This window comes from Streptomyces sp. SM11, from assembly GCF_002910905.1.
Classification (GTDB): Bacteria; Actinomycetota; Actinomycetes; order Streptomycetales; family Streptomycetaceae; genus Streptomyces.
Genome location: NZ_NEUE01000135.1, coordinates 17067 through 33869 on the forward strand (window position 1 = coordinate 17067; position 16803 = coordinate 33869).

Genomic DNA, 16803 nt, shown 5'->3' on the forward strand with positions numbered 1-16803 from the left:
GCGGCCCGTTCGGCGGCCCGCACCGCAAGCTGATCACGATCCTCACCGCCGTCCTGCTGACGCTCGGCATCGGGACGGGCGTCTGGTACATCAACTCCGGGCAGTTCACCCAGGTCCCCTCACTGCTGGGCCAGACCCAGAAGACCGCCGAGCAGCGGCTCTCGGACAACGGGCTCGGGCTGAAGGGCGTGGACCGGGTCTTCAGCGACACCGTCGAGCGGGGCTCGGTCGTCAGCAGCGAACCCGCGTCGGGCGAGCGGATCCGGGGCAACGGCTCGGTGAGGCTCGTCGTCTCGCGGGGCCCGGAGATCGTGCGGGTGCCCGATGTCGTGGGCCGCTCCCTCGCGGACGCCCGGCGTTCCCTGAAGAAGGTGGGCCTGGTCCCCGGGATGGTGACCAGGGAGTTCAGCGAGGACGTGGCCCGCGGCGAGGTGATCCGCACGGATCCCCGCGCGGGCACGGACCGCAATCCGGACACGGCCGTGGCGTTCGTCGTCAGCAAGGGCGCTCCCGTCGACGTCCCGGACGTCACCGGGCTCCCGGCCGGGGACGCCACCGCCGAGCTGGAGGCCGAGGGGCTGAAGGCGGAGGTGCTGCCCGGCCGGATCCACTCCCCCGAGGCCGAGGGAAACGTCGCCGAGCAGTCCCCCGGCGAGGGCACCGAGGCCGCCGAGGGCGACACGATCCAGCTGACGGTCTCCAAGGGCCCCCGGATGCTGGACGTCCCGGACGTCACCGGCCGGGACGTCGACGAGGCGCGGAGCACCCTGGAGGAGGCGGGCTTCGAGGTGAAGGTCGACCGGCCGTTCCTCTCCTTCAGCGACACGATCGCGAGCCAGTCCGTGGACGGCGGCGAGCAGGCCCCCGAGGGGTCCACGATCACCATCAAGACCAAGGGGTTCTAGAACCAGATGCACGCTCTGCGCAACCCGGTGGGCGGACACGTCCCGGTGGCCGGCGGTCTCGCCAAGGTCGGCCTGGAGTACGCCCGTGAGCTGGCGGCGGAGACCGTGCAGGTCTTCGTGGCCAACCCGCGCGGCTGGGCGACGCCCGCCGGGAACCCGGCGCAGGACGAACTGTTCCGCGCCGAGTGCGCGGCGGCCTCGATCCCGGCGTACGTCCACGCCCCCTATCTGATCAACTTCGGCTCGCACACGGAGGCGACGGTCGAGAAGTCCGTGGAGTCCCTGCGCCACTCGCTGCGGCGGGCGCGGGAGATCGGCGCGCTGGGCGTGGTGGTGCACACCGGTTCGGCGACCGGCGGGCGGCCGCGCGCCGAGGCGCTGGCCCAGGTGCGGACACATGTGCGCCCGCTGCTGGACGAGCTGACGCACGACGACGATCCGGATCTGCTGCTGGAGTCGACGGCCGGCCAGGGCTTCTCGCTCTGCTCGCGGACCTGGGACTTCGGGCCGTACTTCGAGGCGCTGTACTCCCACCCGAAGCTGGGCGTCTGTCTGGACACGTGCCACATCTACGCCGCCGGGCACGATCTGGCCGGCCCCTCGGGGATGCGGCAGACGCTGGACCTGCTGGTGGACACGGTGGGCGAGGGGCGGCTGAAGCTGATCCACGCCAACGACTCCAAGGACGTCGTGGGCGCGCACAAGGACCGGCACGAGAACATCGGAGCCGGTCACATCGGAGCCGAGCCCTTCCGGGAGCTGTTCACGCATCCGGCGACCGAGGGCGTACCGCTGGTCATCGAGACGCCCGGCGGCAGGGAGGGGCACGCGGCGGACGTGGCCCGGCTGAAGGAGCTGCGGGAGATTCCCCGGAACTAGAGCTCGGGGCCGTCCCCGGGCTCCTCCTGGTAGGAGTAGCGCTGCTCGCTCCAGGGGTCGCCGATGTTGTGGTAGCCCCGCTCCTCCCAGAACCCGCGCCGGTCCGCCGTCATGTACTCGATGCCCCGGACCCACTTCGGGCCCTTCCAGGCGTACAGGTGCGGGACGACGAGACGAAGCGGGAAGCCGTGCTCGGCGGTGAGGAGTTCGCCGTCCTTGTGGGTGGCGAAGAGGGTGCCCTCGGAGGCGAAGTCGTCGAGGCGGAGGTTCGAGGAGAAGCCATACTCGGCCCAGACCATCACATGGGTGACATCAGGGGCGGGCGGTGCCAGTTCGAGGACCGTACGGGCGGGGATCCCGCCCCATTCGGCGCCGATCATGCTGAACTTCGTCACGCAGTGCAGATCGGCGACCACCGAGGAGAACGGCAGCGCCGAGAACTCCTGGTGGTTCCAGCAGTGCTTGTCGCCGTCGGCGGTGGCCCCGAAGACCCGGAACTCCCAGCGGTCGGGCTTGAACTTGGGAACGGGCCCGTAGTGGGTGACCGGCCATCCGCGCTGCAGTCGCTGTCCCGGCGGAAGCTCGGACTGCCCTGTTTCGCGATTCTCCCGGCTTTCCGGCTGACCCATGTCTCCATGGTGACAGACAGGCAGGGGTGGTCATGACCAGGGAGGACCTCAACCGGGCAACTCGTACTAAGCGTGCACTTACTGGACGACCGCTGAGCACGGTGCGAGGATCTGGCCAACTTGCCAGATCGATCACCGGTTGGAAGGAGCCTTTGCCATGCAGGGCGACCCCGAGGTCCTTGAGTTTCTCAATGAGCAGCTGACCGCCGAACTGACTGCCATCAACCAGTACTTCCTGCACGCCAAGATGCAGGACAACTTCGGGTGGACCAAGCTCGCCAAATACACCCGGGCCGAGTCCTTCGACGAGATGAAGCACGCCGAGATCCTCACCGACCGGATCCTGTTCCTCGACGGGCTGCCGAACTACCAGCGGCTTTTCCATGTCCGGGTGGGCCAGACGGTCACCGAGATGTTCCAGGCGGACCGCCAGGTCGAGGTGGAGGCGATCGACCGCCTCAAGCGCGGCATCGAGGTCATGCGCGGCAAGGGCGACATCACGTCCGCGAACATCTTCGAGTCGATCCTGGAGGACGAGGAGCACCACATCGACTATCTCGACACCCAGCTGGAGCTGGTCGAGAAGCTCGGTGAGCCGCTCTACATCGCCCAGCTGATCGAGCAGCCGGAGAGCTGACCGCTCAGGCGGCGTCGGAGAGCCGTACGTCCCCGGTGCCGACCGCGGACACCGCCGCCGGGTGTGCGAGCGAGGCGGTCACCGGTTCCTGTCGCTGGTCGAGCAGATCGCGACGGGGGCAGTCACCCCGTCCCAGCAGGGCCTGGATCCGGCGCACACATCCGCCGCAGTCCGTCCCGGCCTTGCAGGCCGACGCGATCTGCCGGGGTGTGCAGGCTCCGGCGTCCGCATGCTTCTTGACCTGTGCTTCCGTAACTCCGAAGCAGGAACAGACGTACATGCGGTTCACCTCCCTGCGGGTCGGTCACGGGTGCCGTTCCGATTTTCACGGTGAGGCTAACCTAACCTTACCCGTCGCTCAACCGGCGTAAAAGTCCGGATGCGACTGTGGGGCACGGATCACATGGATCCGTGCCCCACAGGTGCGACGGCCAGGAGTTCTCCCGGCCCGCCGGCTACTGGTCGCGGTACATCTCGGCGACGAGGAAGGCCAGGTCGAGGGACTGGCTGCGGTTGAGCCGGGGATCGCAGGCCGTCTCGTAGCGCTGGTGCAGGTCGTCCACGAAGATCTCGTGGCCGCCGCCCACGCACTCGGTGACGTCGTCGCCGGTCAGCTCCACGTGGATGCCGCCCGGGTGGGTGCCCAGGCCCTTGTGCACCTCGAAGAAGCCCTTGACCTCATCGAGGACGTCGTCGAAGCGGCGCGTCTTGTGGCCGGAGGCGGCCTCGAAGGTGTTGCCGTGCATCGGGTCGGTCACCCAGGCGACGGTCGCGCCCGAGGCGGTGACCTTCTCGACCAGCTCGGGGAGCTTGTCGCGGACCTTGTCGGCGCCCATGCGGACGACGAAGGTCAGCCGGCCCGGCTCGCGCTCGGGGTCGAGGCGGTCGATGTAGCCGAGCGCCTCGTCGACGGTGGTCGTCGGGCCGAGCTTGATGCCGATCGGGTTGCGGATCCTGGAGGCGAACTCGATGTGCGCGCCGTCCATCTGGCGGGTGCGCTCCCCGATCCAGACCATGTGGGCGGAGGTGTCGTACAGCTCGCCGGTGCGCGAGTCCGTACGGGTCAGCGCCGACTCGTAGTCGAGCAGCAGGGCCTCGTGCGAGGCGTAGAACTCGACCGCCTTGAACTCGGCCGGGTCGGTGCCGCACGCCTTCATGAAGTTCAGCGCGTTGTCGATCTCACGGGCCAGGGCCTCGTAGCGCTGGCCGGAGGGGGACGACTTCACGAAGTCCTGGTTCCAGGCGTGGACCTGGCGCAGGTCGGCGTAACCGCCGGTGGTGAAGGCGCGCACCAGGTTCAGCGTGGAGGAGGAGGCGTGGTACATCTGCTTCAGCCGCGCGGGGTCCGGGATCCGGGCCTCCTCGGTGAAGGCGAAGCCGTTCACCGAGTCGCCGCGGTAGGTCGGCAGGGTCACGCCGTCCCGGGTCTCGGTCGACTTGGAGCGCGGCTTGGAGTACTGACCGGCGATCCGGCCGACCTTCACCACGGGCACGGAGGCCGCGTAGGTCAGGACGGCGCTCATCTGGAGCAGCGTCTTCAGCTTGGCCCGGATGTGCTCGGCCGACACGGCGTCGAAGGCCTCGGCGCAGTCGCCGCCCTGCAGCAGGAACGCCTCGCCCTTGGCGACGGCTCCCATGCGGGCGCGCAGCTGGTCGCACTCGCCGGCGAAGACGAGCGGCGGATACGACGCGAGGTCCGCGAGTACATCGCGCAGGGCCTCGGAGTCGGGGTACTCGGGCTGCTGCGCCGCGGGAAGGTCTCGCCAGGTGTTGCCACCGGCGACGGAGGTATTGGCGTTCACGGTCACACGCACAACATTACGGGGTCGCGGGGGTCGTCCATTCGAACGCTCAATAATTGAGACACCCGCTCCGAAGCCCGGAACGTCCGCTAGGGTCGCAGCATGTCGACGCGACTGATCAGGATCTCGATCCAGAACTGGTGGTGGACCGCTCATCCGGCGGCCCGCTGACTCATCGCGCTGACACTTCGCGAAGGCCGCCCGAGGGGCGGCCTTTTCCGCGTCGCGGAGCCGTTCCTCCCCCTGAAACCCGTACGGAATCCCGTACGGGCCCGTCCGGAAGGAACCTGCTCCCATGTCCCAGACCGCACCGCGCTCCGCCTCCGGTCTCGTCCGCCGGCTGCTGGCCGACGACGCCCCGCCGTTCGCCCTGCTGCGCCGGCGCACGCCCGGCCGTGACCACGATCACGTCGAACTGCTGATCGGCGGGGTCCGGGAGGTGGACCGGCTGGCCGATCTTCCGGTGGGCGCGTCGCCGGCACTCGCCCTGGTGCCGTTCCGGCAGATCGCCGAGCGCGGCTTCGACGTGCGCGACGACGGCACCCCGCTGAGCGTGCTGGTCGCCGACGAGACGCACGAGCTGGAGCTCGCGGAGCTGCTGGCGGCGCTGCCCGCCCATGACGTGGGCGTGGAAGACCACGGCTTCGACGTACCGGACGGGGAGTACGCGGACATCGTGCGGCGGGTGATCCGGGACGAGATCGGGCAGGGCGAGGGCGCGAACTTCGTGATCCGGCGGACGTTCCGGGGCGAGATCCCCGGGTTCGGGCAGGCGGACGCACTGGCGCTGTTCCGGCGGCTGCTGGCGGGCGAGCGGGGCGCGTACTGGACGTTCGTGGTGCACACCGGCGACAGGACGCTGGTGGGTGCGAGCCCGGAGGTGCACGTGCGGATGTCCGGCGGGACGGTCGTGATGAACCCGATCAGCGGGACGTACCGCTACCCGGCCGATGGGCCCACCGCCGAGAGCCTGCTGGCGTTCCTCGGCGACCGCAAGGAGAGCGAGGAGCTGTCCATGGTGGTCGACGAGGAGCTGAAGATGATGTGCACGGTGGGCGACATGGGCGGGGTGGTGGTCGGGCCCCGGCTCAAGGAGATGGCGCACCTCGCGCACACCGAGTACGAGCTGCGCGGGAAGTCCTCGCTGGACGTACGGGACGTGCTGCGCGAGACGATGTTCGCGGCGACCGTCACCGGTTCGCCGGTGCAGAACGCCTGCCGGGTCATCGAGCGGTACGAGTCCGGGGGGCGCGGCTACTACGCCGGTGCGCTGGCCCTGCTGGGCCGGGACGCGAACGGGGCGCAGACGCTGGACTCGCCGATCCTGATCCGTACCGCCGACATCGCCCCCGACGGCTCGCTGAAGGTGCCGGTCGGGGCCACCCTCGTACGCCACTCGGACCCGGACAGCGAGGTCGCCGAGACACACGCCAAGGCCGCCGGGGTGCTGGCCGCGCTGGGGGTGCGGCCGGGGCGACCCGGGGCGGAGGCGGACCGTCCGCGGCTGGCCTCCGACCCCCGGGTGCAGGTGGCGCTGGACGACCGGCGCGGCGGCCTCGCCCCGTTCTGGCTGCGGATGCAGGAGCGCACCCGGGATCTCGCGGGCCACGCGCTGGTGGTGGACGGCGAGGACACGTTCACCGCGATGCTGGCCCATCTGCTGCGGGCGTCGGGGCTGGACGTCTCGGTGCGCCGCTACGACGAGCCGGGGCTGCGCGAGGTGGTCCGGGCGCACGAGGGGCCCGTGGTGCTGGGCCCCGGTCCCGGCAACCCGGGCGATCTCACCGACCCGAAGATGCGGCTGCTGCGTGAGATCACCGCCGCGCTGGTGCGGGACCACCGGCACGGGCTGCTGGGGGTCTGTCTCGGGCACGAGCTGATCGCGGCGGAGCTGGGTCTGGAGATCGTGCGCAAGGCCGTGCCGTACCAGGGGGCGCAGACCCGGATCGAGCTGTTCGGGCGGCCGGAGACGGTGGGCTTCTACAACAGCTTCACCGGGCGGTGCGACGGTCCGGCCGCGGCGGAGCTGGGCGCGCACGGCATCGAGGTGAGCCGCGACGAGGACAGCGGCGAGCTGCACGCGCTGCGGGGGCCCGGCTTCGCCTCGGTGCAGTTCCACCCGGAGTCGGTGCTGACCGTGCGGGGCTCGGCGATCGTGGCGGAGCTGCTGGCGGGGCTGCCGGTGGTGCCGAGCTGAGGGACGGCTTCACGTCCTCGGCACGAGGACGTTCTCGCTGTGGCGGCGGGCCAGGTAGTCGGTGACGTTCGTGACGGTCGCGTCGATGATCTGGCCCACCGCGTCCTCGGTGTAGTACGCCTGGTGGGAGGTGACGACGACGTTGGGGAAGGTCACAAGACGGGCGAGGGTGTCGTCGTCGATGCCCTCCAGGGACTTGTCGAGGAAGAACAGCCCGGCCTCCGCCTCATACACGTCGAGTCCGACGCCGAGGAAGCGGCCCGCGCGCAGTTCGGTGACCAGGGCGGCGGTGTCGATGAGACCGCCGCGGCTGGAGTTGACGAGGATCGCGTCGTGCTTCATCGCCTTGAGGGCGGCCTCGTCGATGATGTGCCGGGTGCTGGGCAGCAACGGCACGTGCAGGCTGATCAGGTCGGCCTCGGCGAACAGCCGGTCCTTGTCGACGTACTCCATGCCCAGCTCGACGCAGGCCGGGTCCTCCACCACGTCCCAGCCGAGCAGTTTCATGCCGAAGCCGTGGGCGATCCGGGTGAACGCCTCGCCGATCTTCCCGGTGCCGAGCACCCCGACGGTCCGGCCGCGCATGTCCCGGCCGAGCAGCCCGTCGAGGCGGAAGTCGAAGTCCCTGGTGCGGCTCGCGGCGCGGATGATGCGCCGGTTCACGGCCATGGCGAGCGTCCAGGCGAATTCGGCGACCGAGTACGGGGAGTAGTACGAGACCCGGGCGACGCGCAGGCCGAGCCGCTCGGCGACCTCCAGGTCGATGTTGTTGAAGCCGGTGGAGCGCTGGGCGATCATCTGCGTGCCGCCCGCGGCGAGCGTCTGGAGCACCTGGGCGCCGAGGTCGGCGTTGACGCTGGTGGAGACGGTCTCGTAGCCGGCCGCGATGGGCGCGGTGTCCCGGTTCAGGAAGACGTCCAGGCAGCGGACCTCGTGCAGCCCCTCGAAGGCCTTCTCGATCAGGGGTTTCTCATCGGACTGCACACCGAAGGCCAGGATTTCCACGAGTACTCCCGAGCTGTGTCCGAGGGCGGGACCGGGCAGGGCCGGTCAGCGCGAATATACGGCCCCGGCCCCGTCCCCGCCGGGTCAGACGTCGTCGAGGCCGCGCTCGATGGCGTACCGCACGAGCTCCACCCGGTTGTGCAGCTGGAGCTTGCCGAGGGTGTTCTGCACATGGTTCTGGACCGTGCGGTGCGAGATGACCAGGCGTTCGGCGATCTGCTTGTACGAGAGGCCCTTGGCGACCAGCCGCAGCACCTCGGTCTCCCGGTCGGTGAGCTGCGGGGCCTTGGGCTCGTTCGACGCCACGGGGACGGGGTCGGAGGCGAGCCTGCGGTACTCGCCGAGGACCAGACCGGCGAGGCCCGGGGTGAAGACCGGGTCGCCGGCCGCGGTGGAGCGGACGGCGTCGGTCAGCTCCTGGGTGGAGGCGGACTTCAGCAGATAGCCGGTGGCCCCGGACTTCACCGCCTCCAGGACGTCGGCGTGCTCGCCGCTCGCGGAGAGGACCAGGACCCGCAGGCCCGGGTGGGTCCCGACGAGCTCCTTGCAGACCTGGACGCCGGGCATTCCGGGGAGGTTCAGGTCGAGGACCAGGACGTCCGGGCCCACGGCCTTGGCCCGGCGGACCGCCTGCGGGCCGTCCCCGGCGGTCGCGACGACGTCGAAGCCGGACTCGGCCAGGTCGCGGGCGACCGCGTCGCGCCACATGGGGTGGTCGTCGACGACCATGACCCTGATGGGCCGGCCTGTGGCCCCCTGCTCGTCCTGTGCCGCGTTTGCTGCGGTTGCTGCGTTCCGCGTACTCATCGGGCCGATCCTGCCTTCCCCCGGGAAACCTTCGGTGCTTTCGGAACCTTCAACTCGACCTCGCAGCCCTGTCCGGGCACCGAGATCAGCTCTGCCGTGCCGCCCAGGTCGCGCAGCCGGCCGCGGATGGACAGCGCGACCCCGAGCCGCCCCTCCCCCTCCGCCTGGGCGAGCCGCCCCTCCGGGATGCCGGGGCCGTCGTCCCGGACGGTGACGATCACCTCGTCCGGCTCGTCCTCGACCAGGATCCACGCCTGGGCGTCCGGGCCCGCGTGCACCCGTACGTTGTCCAGGGCCGCGCTGACGGCGGCGGCCAGCTCCCGGGCCGACTCGGCGGGCAGCGGCACGGGAGCGCCCGGCTCGGCCAGGCTCGTACGGGATCCGGCGTGCGGGGCGAGCAGGGCCCGCAGGTCGCAGGTGGCCCCGTCCCCCGGGCTCTCCTCGTCGACCTCGACCGGGCGGACCACGGCCCCCTCGGCGGCGTCCTCGGAGACCCGGGTCGGGGGGACCATGCCGCTGGAGACCAGGGTGCGCAGGGCGACCTCCTGCTCCCCGGCCATCCGGCCCAGCTCGGCCGCCTCGCCGCCGATCGCGGTGCCCCGGCGCTGCACCATGGCGAGGACCTGGAGCACGCTGTCGTGGATGTCACGGGCGAGCCGTTCGCGTTCGCGGGTGGCGGCCTCGATCTCCAGGGCGCGGGCGAGGGTGTTCTCACTGGCGCGGGCGACCTCGACGACGTACCCGATGGCGATGGAGGCGACCCAGACCAGCAGGACGTTGTGGTAGGTGTCCCGGCTCGGCTCGCCGCGCTGGATGATGTTGGCGGCGGCGACGAAGGTGGAGGCGAAGGCCGCCCACCGCCAGCCGCCCTTGATCGCGAAGGCGAGGACCGCGCCGGCCGTCCAGATCGACGGGAGCGTCGGGCCGTCGAACGACTGCGAGTCGAAGTCGGCGAGCGGGGTCAGCAGGATGCCGGTCAGCGCGACGACCAGGTCCGCGACGAGGAAGCGTTTGGTGCAGCTCGCCGCCGAGCGGACCTTGGGCAGGGTGGCGAGCGTCCAGACGAAGAGGAACGCCAGATAGGCGACGGCCACCCAGGGCCGCTCGAACCTCTGCTGGCCGAAGTTGTCCTTCCCGAAGATCGCGAGCAGCACCGCGTAGATCATCGTCAGGACGCGGTAGCCCGTCAGCGCACGCCACAGCGGCAGCTCGACCGACATCCGTACGACCCGCTCACGCTTGGCCATGGCCCACCCCCCGGACGGTGAACGACGCGGTTACGCGCCGGACCGTTCCGTTCCGTTCTCGTTGCTCGCGGCGGCCTTCTTCTGGGCCCGCTTCGCCTCTTCGGCCTTGGCCTTCGCCTCGTCGGCGATCCGGCGCTTGGCCGCGGTGGCGTAGATGTCGACGTACTCCTGGCCGGAGAGCTTCATGATCTCGTACATGACCTCGTCGGTCACCGAGCGCAGGATGAAGCGGTCGCCGTCCATGCCCTGGTAGCGGCTGAAGTCCAGCGGCTTGCCGATCCGGATGCCGGGGCGCATCAGCTTGGGCACCACCTGGCCGGGCGGCTGGATCTTCTCGGTGTCGATCATGGCGACCGGGATCACCGGGGCGCCGGTGGCCAGCGCGACCCGGGCGAGACCGCCGGGCTTGCCCCGGTAGAGGCGACCGTCGGGCGACCGGGTGCCCTCGGGGTAGATGCCGAAGAGGCCGCCGCTCTCGACGACCTGGATGCCCGCCTTGATCGCCGCCTCGCCCGCGCCCCGGGCTCCGGAGCGGTCGACGGGGAGCTGGCCGACGCCCTTGAAGAAGGCGGCGGTGAGCTTGCCCTTGACCCCGGGTGCGGTGAAGTACTCGGCCTTGGCGATGAACGTGACCTTGCGGTCCAGCACGGCCGGGAGGAAGAACGAGTCGGAGAACGACAGGTGGTTGCTCGCGAGGATCGCCGGACCGCGCTCGGGGATGTTCTCCAGGCCCTCCACCCACGGCCGGAAGGCGAGCTTCAGGGACCCGCCGATGGAGAACTTCATTGCGCCGTAGATCAACTCTGGTGCCTCCTGTGTGCTGTCGGTCAGACCTTAACCTGTGAGGTCGTCGCGGCCTTTGCCCGGCATGGGGCGCCCCCTCCCCGGACGGGCCGTGCAGGGAGGCGCCCGGGAGGCGTGACGGCCCTGGTCGGTGTCGGTCCGGTCGCGTACGGTGAAGTCATCCGTCAAGCACTCCCCCAGGTGCCCGCCCGCCCCGCCCCGTCCCACGAACAGGAGACCCTGGTGCCGGTCCTCCCTGGAGCCGAGCCGTTCCGCCACGAGGGCGGAGAGGCCGGCGTCCTCCTCTGTCATGGCTTCACCGGATCGCCGCAGTCGCTGCGCCCCTGGGCGGACCACCTCGCCGAGCGCGGGCTGACGGTCTCGCTGCCGCTGCTGCCGGGCCACGGCACCCGCTGGGAGGACATGGCGGTCACCGGCTGGCAGGACTGGTACGCGGAGGTGGACCGGGAGCTGCGGGTCCTGCGGGAGAAGTGCGAGCAGGTCTTCGTCTTCGGTCTGTCCATGGGCGGCGCGCTGAGCCTGCGGCTGGCGGCCAAGCACGGGGACGCGATCAGCGGTCTGGTGCTGGTCAACCCGGCGAACAGGGTGCACGGCCTCTCCGCGTACGCGCTGCCGGTGGCCCGTCATCTGGTGCGGACGACCAACGGCCTGGCCGACGACATCGCGCTCCCGGGTTCGCACGAGGTCGGCTACGACAAGGTGCCGCTGCACGCCGCGCACTCGGTACGGAAGTTCTTCCGGCTGGTCGACGGGGAGCTGCCCCAGGTGACCCAGCCGGTGGTCCTGCTGCACAGCCCGCAGGACCATGTCGTGCCGCCCGCGGACAGCGCGCGGATCCTGAGCCGGATCTCCTCCACGGACGTCTCGGAGATCTTGTTGGAACAGAGCTACCACGTGGCGACGTTGGACCACGATGCGGAGCGGATCTTCGATGAGAGCTACCGGTTCATCGGCCGTCTCGCACCGAGCGTCGGGAAGAAGGGGAGCACGTCCGGTGGCTGAGCACGACGCGGAGCGCACAGGCAGCGACGAGGAGCGTGAACCGCGCCCCACGGAGCCCGCGGCCGTCCCGGAGGGGACGAAACCGGCGGGGGACGGGGCAGCGGAGCAGGAGCGGGCGATCGACGAGGACGCGGCGTGGGCCGCGATCGTCGAGGGCTACGGGGAGGAGCCGCCGGACCCGCCGGGCGCCAAGCCGTTCAAGTCCGTCGACGACCTGGCCCTGCTGGAGGACGACCAGCGCAATGTGGTGGGGCCGAAGGACGACACCGCCGGGGACCAGGCGGACAAGGGGTCCGGAAAGACGGCCCCGAAGCCGCCGGAGAAGAAGCCGCTGGGCGGCTCGGTGGTCTTCGCGCCCGGTGTCGCCGGTCCGCGGGACTACGAGCTGCCCGAGTCCAAGGACGACGGCGTCGGCGTGCCGGACGACGGGGACGAGGGCCATTTCGTGCCCCCGGAGCCGCCGCCGCTGCCGGAGGCCGACGTCACGGCGAAGTTCGCCTGGCTGGCGGTGATCGGCGGGCCGGTCCTGATGCTCGTCGCGGTGCTGCTCCAATGGGACATGACGTGGTGGCTCACCACCCTCTGCGTCGGCGGCTTCATCGGCGGCTTCGCCACCCTGGTGGCCCGGATGCCGCACGACGACGATGACGACACCTACGGCGACCCGGGACGCGGCGCGGTCGTGTAGGGGGTGTCCGGTCATCCGGCAGGGACTTCGAGGGCGGCCAGGACCGGCAGATGGTCCGTGGCCGCCCTCAGGTCCTCCCCGCTCACCCCGGGCAGCCCGGTCGGGACGCCGCAGCCGAGCACCTCGATGCCCGGGGTCGCGAACACCGCGTCGATGCGCTTGCGCGGTTCGTCCGGCGGAAAGGTGAGCTCGCCGCCCCACGGGGCGACGGCCCGGCAGTCCTGAAGCTTCCCGGACAGGTGCCGGAACGCCTTCCCGTCCGGTACGTCGTTGAGGTCGCCGCCCGCCACCGCGTGCTCCACGCCCATCGCCGCCAGCCGCTCCAGCAGCAGGTCCGCCTGGGCGAGGCGTTCGTCGCGCTGGAGGCTCAGATGGCAGCTCAGCACTCCGAGCCGGGTCCCGGCGATCCGCACCACGGCCGTGGCGAAGCCCCTGCGGTGCAGGCCGGGGGTGAGCGGCAGCAGGACGTCCTCGGTGCGCTCGACGGCCACCCGCAGCGAGCACAGCAGCAGCGGCCCGGCGGCGGTGGCCCCGCCGCTCAGCACCACCAGACCGCTGCTCCTCGCGAGCCCGGCCGCCGCCTTGCGCCAGCGGAAGAAGCGCGGGGCCTCCTGGACGAGGACCAGGTCGGGTGCGCAGGCGCGGATGACCCGGGCCAGCGCGGCGGGGTCGTCGTGCATCGACCGGACGTTGTAGCTCAGCACTCTGATGACGGCTGATCCGTCCGGCTCGGTACGGGAGTCGGGCAGTGGCGTCAGGACCATGCGGGCCACGATACGACGGACGCCCGCCGGGCCCCGGAGGGCGACGACGGGCGTCGGTGCGTCGTACGGAGGCGGGGCTCAGCCCTGACGGGCCAGGTCTGCCGCGCCCACGAGCCCTGCCTTGCCGCCCAGTTGGGCGGCCAGCACCTGGGCGTGCGGGCGCCACTCGCCGCCGATCAGCCAGCGCCGGAACGACTTGCGGATCGGGTCGAGGACGAGCTCGCCCTCGTCCGAGACGCCACCGCCGACGATGAACGCGGACGGGTCGAACAGCGAGGCGAGGTCGGCCAGTCCGGCACCGGCCCAGCGGGCCAGCTCGCGGAACGAGTCGATGGCCACCGCGTCGCCCTGGCGGGCGGCCTCGCTGATGTGCTTGCCCTCGATGCCGTCCACCGTGCCGTCACCGAGGCCGAGCAGCACGGCGGCGTTCTCGGGAGTGGCGTTGGCGCGCTGCTTCGCGTACCGGACGAGGGCGCGGCCGGAGGCGTACTGCTCCCAGCAGCCCTGGCTGCCGCAGCCGCACAGCAGGCCGTCCGGGACGACCCGGATGTGGCCGAACTCGGCGGCCACCCCGAAGCGTCCGCGGCGCAGCTTGTTGCCGATGATGATGCCGCCGCCGAGGCCGGTGCCGAGCGTGATACAGATGACGTCGTCGTGACCCTGGCCGGCCCCGAAGCGATACTCGCCCCAGGCCGCGGCGTTGGCGTCGTTCTCGACGACGACCGGCAGGCCGACACGCTGCTCGACCTTGTCCTTGAGCGGCTCGTGGCGCCAGTTGATGTTCGGTGCGAACAGGACGGTGGCGCGCTTGTCGTCGACGTAACCGGCGGCGCCGATGCCGACGGCCTCCACCTCGTGTCCCTCGCTCGCCCCGGCCACCGCCGCGCAGATCGCGTCGACGATGCCTTCGGCCGTCGGCGGGGTCGCCACCTTGAACGTCGAGAGGATCCGGCCCTCTTCGTCGACCACTCCAGCCGCGATCTTCGTGCCGCCGATATCGACGCCGATGGTGAGTCCCATGAATCCCTCAGTTTCGGTCGAGCCCCGCTAGGGGCAACCGTACCCGAGGCGTGGCCCGGCCCGGCCGGGACCGGTCGGTCCCGGCCGTTGTGTCCTGTCGGTCCCGGCGGGGTGTCCGGTCAGTCCAGGTCGATGCGTTCGGTGCCGGAGGGGCCTTCGTCCCGGGGGTCGGACGGGTCCTCGGCGGCCTTCCTGGAGGGACCCGCGGTGCCGGACGCGCCCTCGGTGGTGCGGGTCCAGCGGCTCTCCTGGCCCTCGACCGCGGAGCGGTAGGCGGCCAGCAGTTCGTTGCCCGCGGCGGCGAGGTGGTCGAAAAGCTCCGGGTTGCGTTCGATGACCGGTTCGACGGCGGACTTCGCCTGCCGGACGGCCTGCTGGACCGCGCCCTGGGCGGCGACGCCCAGCAGCGGGGTCTGGAGCGAGGACACCTTGTCGGCGACCGCGTCGACCAGCTTGCGCAGTTCCTCGGCGGCGGATCCGGGCTGGGGGCCGTACTGGGCCCGGCGGCGGGCCTTCTCGGCCGCGAGGTCCTCGGCGCAGGCGTCGGCCCACGCGTCGCCGTCGACGGGACGATCGGTGGCTTCACTCATGGCGGACTCCTGCGACGCGGGGCGGCCGACGGTCGGCCTGCGGTACACGTACTACCGACGTTACCCGAATGGCCGCACGTCGTTCAGGAGGTGCGCGGCCACAGGGCCGGATCCGGTGTGAACCTCACCCGCAGCACCCCGTCGGCCAGGGCCGCGCCGGAGACGGTGCAGCGGCGGAGCGCGGAGGCGATCCGCACGATCCGGTGGAAGGGGCCGACGGTCAGGAGCAGTTCGTCGCCCCGGCGGACCAGGCGCAGGTCCGCCTTGGCGGCCCCGGGCAGCGGCAGGCACCAGGTGAGGGTCGTGCCCGCACCCTCGGCGTCCTGCTCCTCCTCGGTCCACCAGGGGTCCTCCGCCCGGCCGGGCGTCCGGTCGTCGGGGGCGGGGATCTCCAGCGCGGCCAGGTCGTCCGGGCCCTGCGGGTCCCGGCCCGGGTGGGCGGCCTCGTGCACGGGGACGTCCGGGGCCACGTCCTGGCGCCAGTGGTCCAGGCACTTCTCCTGCTGGGCGGCGAGCGCGGCGAACCAGGGGTCGGGCGAGTGCCGGGGCAGGACACGGGAGGCGACGAGCAGGTCGGCACGGAGTCCGTGCAGGGCGAGGCCGGTACGGGCGGCGCGCAGGGCGTCCTCGGCGGCCGGGCCCGGCTCCGCGACCAGGCGGAGCGTGGTGGACCCGTCCTCGATCAGGGCCTGGACGGCGGCCAGCTCGGTGTCCTTGCGGGCGGCGGCCTCGTACAGCCACTGCGCGGGCATCGGGACCCCGGCGAGCTGGGCGAGGACCGGGCGCAGGGCGCGGGCGGCCTGGCGTTCGGCGGGGAGCAGCCGGCGCAGGTAGCGGCGCAGCCGTTCCGGGAGGGCGAGCAGGGCCAGGGCTTCGGTGAGCGGCGGGAGGTCGACGACGAGGGTGTCGTAGCCGGACCAGTCGCCCTCGGCGGCCCGGCGCAGCGTGTGCAGCAGGGCGAGCTGCGGGGAGCCGGGGAGTTCGGTGAGCTCCTCGCCGTCGAGTCGGCCCGCGCCGAGCAGGTCCAGGACGCCGGAGGCGCGCTTCTGGAGCTCGGTGAGTTCGGCGCGGAAGTGCTCGCCGGAGTCGATGCGGGCGTGGTCGAGAAGGCCGGTGACCCGGGTGGGTTCCGTGGCGGCCGGGAAGCCGGGTATGGCCTCGGCGGAGATCAGGAGGGTGCGGCTGCCGTCCGCCGCGGCGGACAGGGCGGTGGCCGCCGCGACGGTGGTGCGGCCCGCGCCGCCGAGGCCGGTGACCAGGACCGTGCGCACGGCTGTCAGGTCCCCGGGGCGGACTCGACGCGCTTCTTCAGACCGGCGAGGGCGCGGTCGATGATGACCTTCTCGGCCTTGCGCTTGATCATGCCGAGCAGCGGGATCTTGACGTCGACGGCGAGCCGGTAGGTGACCTCGGTGCGCTCGCCGCCGCCGAGCGGGGCGAGGGCGTAGGTGCCGTCCAGGGAGCGCAGCATCTGGGACTTGACGAGGCTCCAGCTGACCTCGTTCGCGCCGGTCCAGGTGTAGGAGAGGACGTGGTCGTCCTTGATCGCTCCGGCGTCCAGGACGAGGCGGACCTGCTCGGCGCGGCCCTGCTCGTCGGTGGAGAGGACCTCGGCCTCCTTGACCTCGCCGGTCCACTCCGGGTAGCGGGCGAAGTCGGCGATCACGCCCATGACGTCGGCCGGCGTCGCCTCGATCGTGATGCTCGAGCTGGTGTGTTCAGCCATCGCCGTGGCCCTCCAGTGCGGTGTTACCGGTCGCGTTCGGCAGGAGCCTGCCGCTGTGCAGGCTATCGCGTGCCCGGGGCGCTCCGGTCCGCGGCCCGGCT

The 16803-nt window shown here is 71.6% G+C and carries 19 protein-coding genes; 7 read left to right on the forward strand and 12 right to left on the reverse strand.

Annotated elements, in window-relative coordinates; translation table 11 throughout:
* Together B9S58_RS10410 and B9S58_RS10415 are read left to right on the forward strand one after the other, a co-directional pair.
* On the forward strand, positions 1-905 hold a 905-nt coding region (locus tag B9S58_RS10410), incomplete at its 5' end, for a Stk1 family PASTA domain-containing Ser/Thr kinase (RefSeq protein WP_146063490.1).
* 6 nt (positions 906-911) lie between these two features.
* Positions 912-1784, forward strand: a complete 873-nt coding sequence (locus tag B9S58_RS10415) for a deoxyribonuclease IV (RefSeq protein WP_103531828.1) — start codon at positions 912-914, stop codon at positions 1782-1784.
* On the opposite strand, the gene B9S58_RS10420 is transcribed toward B9S58_RS10415, so the two are convergent.
* Positions 1781-2413, reverse strand: a complete 633-nt coding sequence (locus tag B9S58_RS10420; protein WP_103531829.1) for a sulfite oxidase-like oxidoreductase — start codon at positions 2411-2413, stop codon at positions 1781-1783. The genes B9S58_RS10415 and B9S58_RS10420 overlap by 4 nt on opposite strands.
* Before the next feature lie 157 nt (positions 2414-2570).
* Here B9S58_RS10420 and bfr point away from each other — a divergent pair, with 157 nt between their 5' ends.
* Entirely contained in the window at positions 2571-3050 is a 480-nt protein-coding gene (bfr, locus tag B9S58_RS10425; RefSeq protein ID WP_007451289.1) for a bacterioferritin, read from the forward strand.
* 4 nt (positions 3051-3054) lie between these two features.
* Here the strand turns inward: bfr and B9S58_RS10430 are convergent, their stop codons facing one another.
* Together B9S58_RS10430 and B9S58_RS10435 are read right to left on the reverse strand one after the other, a co-directional pair.
* Positions 3055-3330, reverse strand: a complete 276-nt coding sequence (locus B9S58_RS10430; RefSeq protein WP_103531830.1) for a bacterioferritin-associated ferredoxin — start codon at positions 3328-3330, stop codon at positions 3055-3057.
* Positions 3331-3505: 175 nt separating this feature from the next.
* A complete protein-coding gene (locus B9S58_RS10435; protein WP_181009262.1) occupies positions 3506-4852 on the reverse strand; it encodes a class II 3-deoxy-7-phosphoheptulonate synthase in 1347 nt (448 codons plus the stop codon).
* Positions 4853-4954: 102 nt separating this feature from the next.
* On the opposite strand from B9S58_RS10435, the gene B9S58_RS40175 reads away from it, so the two are divergent.
* Together B9S58_RS40175 and B9S58_RS10440 are read left to right on the forward strand one after the other, a co-directional pair.
* Positions 4955-5023 (forward strand): trp operon leader peptide, encoded by a 69-nt coding sequence (locus B9S58_RS40175; RefSeq protein WP_106972956.1) that lies wholly within the window; start codon positions 4955-4957, stop codon positions 5021-5023.
* Positions 5024-5147: 124 nt separating this feature from the next.
* Entirely contained in the window at positions 5148-7049 is a 1902-nt protein-coding gene (locus tag B9S58_RS10440) for an anthranilate synthase family protein (RefSeq protein ID WP_103531832.1), read from the forward strand.
* A gap of 9 nt (positions 7050-7058) precedes the next feature.
* Here the strand turns inward: B9S58_RS10440 and B9S58_RS10445 are convergent, their stop codons facing one another.
* The 4 genes from B9S58_RS10445 to B9S58_RS10460 all read right to left on the reverse strand — a co-directional run bounded on the left by B9S58_RS10445 (position 7059) and on the right by B9S58_RS10460 (position 10909).
* Positions 7059-8054: a 2-hydroxyacid dehydrogenase gene (locus B9S58_RS10445; protein ID WP_103531833.1), complete on the reverse strand. Its 996-nt coding sequence runs from the start codon at positions 8052-8054 to the stop codon at positions 7059-7061.
* 84 nt (positions 8055-8138) lie between these two features.
* On the reverse strand, positions 8139-8783 hold the full coding sequence (locus tag B9S58_RS10450; protein WP_103531834.1) for a response regulator transcription factor: 645 nt from the start codon (positions 8781-8783) through the stop codon (positions 8139-8141).
* A 74-nt stretch (positions 8784-8857) separates the two neighbouring features.
* On the reverse strand, positions 8858-10108 hold the full coding sequence (macS, locus tag B9S58_RS10455; RefSeq protein ID WP_103531835.1) for a MacS family sensor histidine kinase: 1251 nt from the start codon (positions 10106-10108) through the stop codon (positions 8858-8860).
* Positions 10109-10138: 30 nt separating this feature from the next.
* Positions 10139-10909, reverse strand: coding sequence for a 1-acyl-sn-glycerol-3-phosphate acyltransferase (locus B9S58_RS10460; RefSeq protein ID WP_103531836.1), 771 nt, complete (start codon positions 10907-10909; stop codon positions 10139-10141).
* A 225-nt stretch (positions 10910-11134) separates the two neighbouring features.
* On the opposite strand from B9S58_RS10460, the gene B9S58_RS10465 reads away from it, so the two are divergent.
* Together B9S58_RS10465 and B9S58_RS10470 are read left to right on the forward strand one after the other, a co-directional pair.
* Complete coding sequence (locus tag B9S58_RS10465) at positions 11135-11914, forward strand: carboxylesterase (RefSeq protein WP_103531882.1); 780 nt, start codon at positions 11135-11137, stop codon at positions 11912-11914.
* A complete protein-coding gene (locus tag B9S58_RS10470; RefSeq protein WP_103531837.1) occupies positions 11907-12602 on the forward strand; it encodes a hypothetical protein in 696 nt (231 codons plus the stop codon). The genes B9S58_RS10465 and B9S58_RS10470 overlap by 8 nt, the downstream gene beginning before the upstream one ends.
* Positions 12603-12613: 11 nt before the next feature.
* On the opposite strand, the gene B9S58_RS10475 is transcribed toward B9S58_RS10470, so the two are convergent.
* The 5 genes from B9S58_RS10475 to B9S58_RS10495 form a co-directional block, all read right to left on the reverse strand.
* Positions 12614-13366: an endonuclease/exonuclease/phosphatase family protein gene (locus B9S58_RS10475; protein ID WP_103531838.1), complete on the reverse strand. Its 753-nt coding sequence runs from the start codon at positions 13364-13366 to the stop codon at positions 12614-12616.
* A 78-nt stretch (positions 13367-13444) separates the two neighbouring features.
* Entirely contained in the window at positions 13445-14386 is a 942-nt protein-coding gene (locus tag B9S58_RS10480) for an ROK family glucokinase (protein ID WP_103531839.1), read from the reverse strand.
* 119 nt (positions 14387-14505) lie between these two features.
* Entirely contained in the window at positions 14506-14976 is a 471-nt protein-coding gene (locus tag B9S58_RS10485; protein WP_103531840.1) for a DUF5304 domain-containing protein, read from the reverse strand.
* A gap of 83 nt (positions 14977-15059) precedes the next feature.
* Entirely contained in the window at positions 15060-16247 is a 1188-nt protein-coding gene (locus B9S58_RS10490; RefSeq protein ID WP_103531841.1) for an ArsA-related P-loop ATPase, read from the reverse strand.
* A gap of 5 nt (positions 16248-16252) precedes the next feature.
* A complete protein-coding gene (locus tag B9S58_RS10495) occupies positions 16253-16702 on the reverse strand; it encodes an SRPBCC family protein (protein ID WP_103531842.1) in 450 nt (149 codons plus the stop codon).
* Between the last annotated feature and the right edge of the window lie 101 nt (positions 16703-16803).

What these genes read in the sequence shown, in the direction of transcription:
- B9S58_RS10420 (WP_103531829.1), bottom strand. Translation starts at nt 2,413, where the DNA reads ATGGGTCAGCCGGAAAGCCGGGAGAATCGCGAAACAGGGCAGTCCGAG.
- B9S58_RS10495 (WP_103531842.1), bottom strand. Translation starts at nt 16,702, where the DNA reads ATGGCTGAACACACCAGCTCGAGCATCACGATCGAGGCGACGCCGGCC.
- macS (WP_103531835.1), bottom strand. Translation starts at nt 10,108, where the DNA reads ATGGCCAAGCGTGAGCGGGTCGTACGGATGTCGGTCGAGCTGCCGCTG.
- B9S58_RS10475 (WP_103531838.1), bottom strand. Translation starts at nt 13,366, where the DNA reads ATGGTCCTGACGCCACTGCCCGACTCCCGTACCGAGCCGGACGGATCA.
- B9S58_RS10480 (WP_103531839.1), bottom strand. Translation starts at nt 14,386, where the DNA reads ATGGGACTCACCATCGGCGTCGATATCGGCGGCACGAAGATCGCGGCT.
- bfr (WP_007451289.1), top strand. Translation starts at nt 2,571, where the DNA reads ATGCAGGGCGACCCCGAGGTCCTTGAGTTTCTCAATGAGCAGCTGACC.
- B9S58_RS10415 (WP_103531828.1), top strand. Translation starts at nt 912, where the DNA reads ATGCACGCTCTGCGCAACCCGGTGGGCGGACACGTCCCGGTGGCCGGC.
- B9S58_RS10440 (WP_103531832.1), top strand. Translation starts at nt 5,148, where the DNA reads ATGTCCCAGACCGCACCGCGCTCCGCCTCCGGTCTCGTCCGCCGGCTG.
- B9S58_RS10450 (WP_103531834.1), bottom strand. Translation starts at nt 8,783, where the DNA reads ATGGTCGTCGACGACCACCCCATGTGGCGCGACGCGGTCGCCCGCGAC.
- B9S58_RS10485 (WP_103531840.1), bottom strand. Translation starts at nt 14,976, where the DNA reads ATGAGTGAAGCCACCGATCGTCCCGTCGACGGCGACGCGTGGGCCGAC.
- B9S58_RS10430 (WP_103531830.1), bottom strand. Translation starts at nt 3,330, where the DNA reads ATGTACGTCTGTTCCTGCTTCGGAGTTACGGAAGCACAGGTCAAGAAG.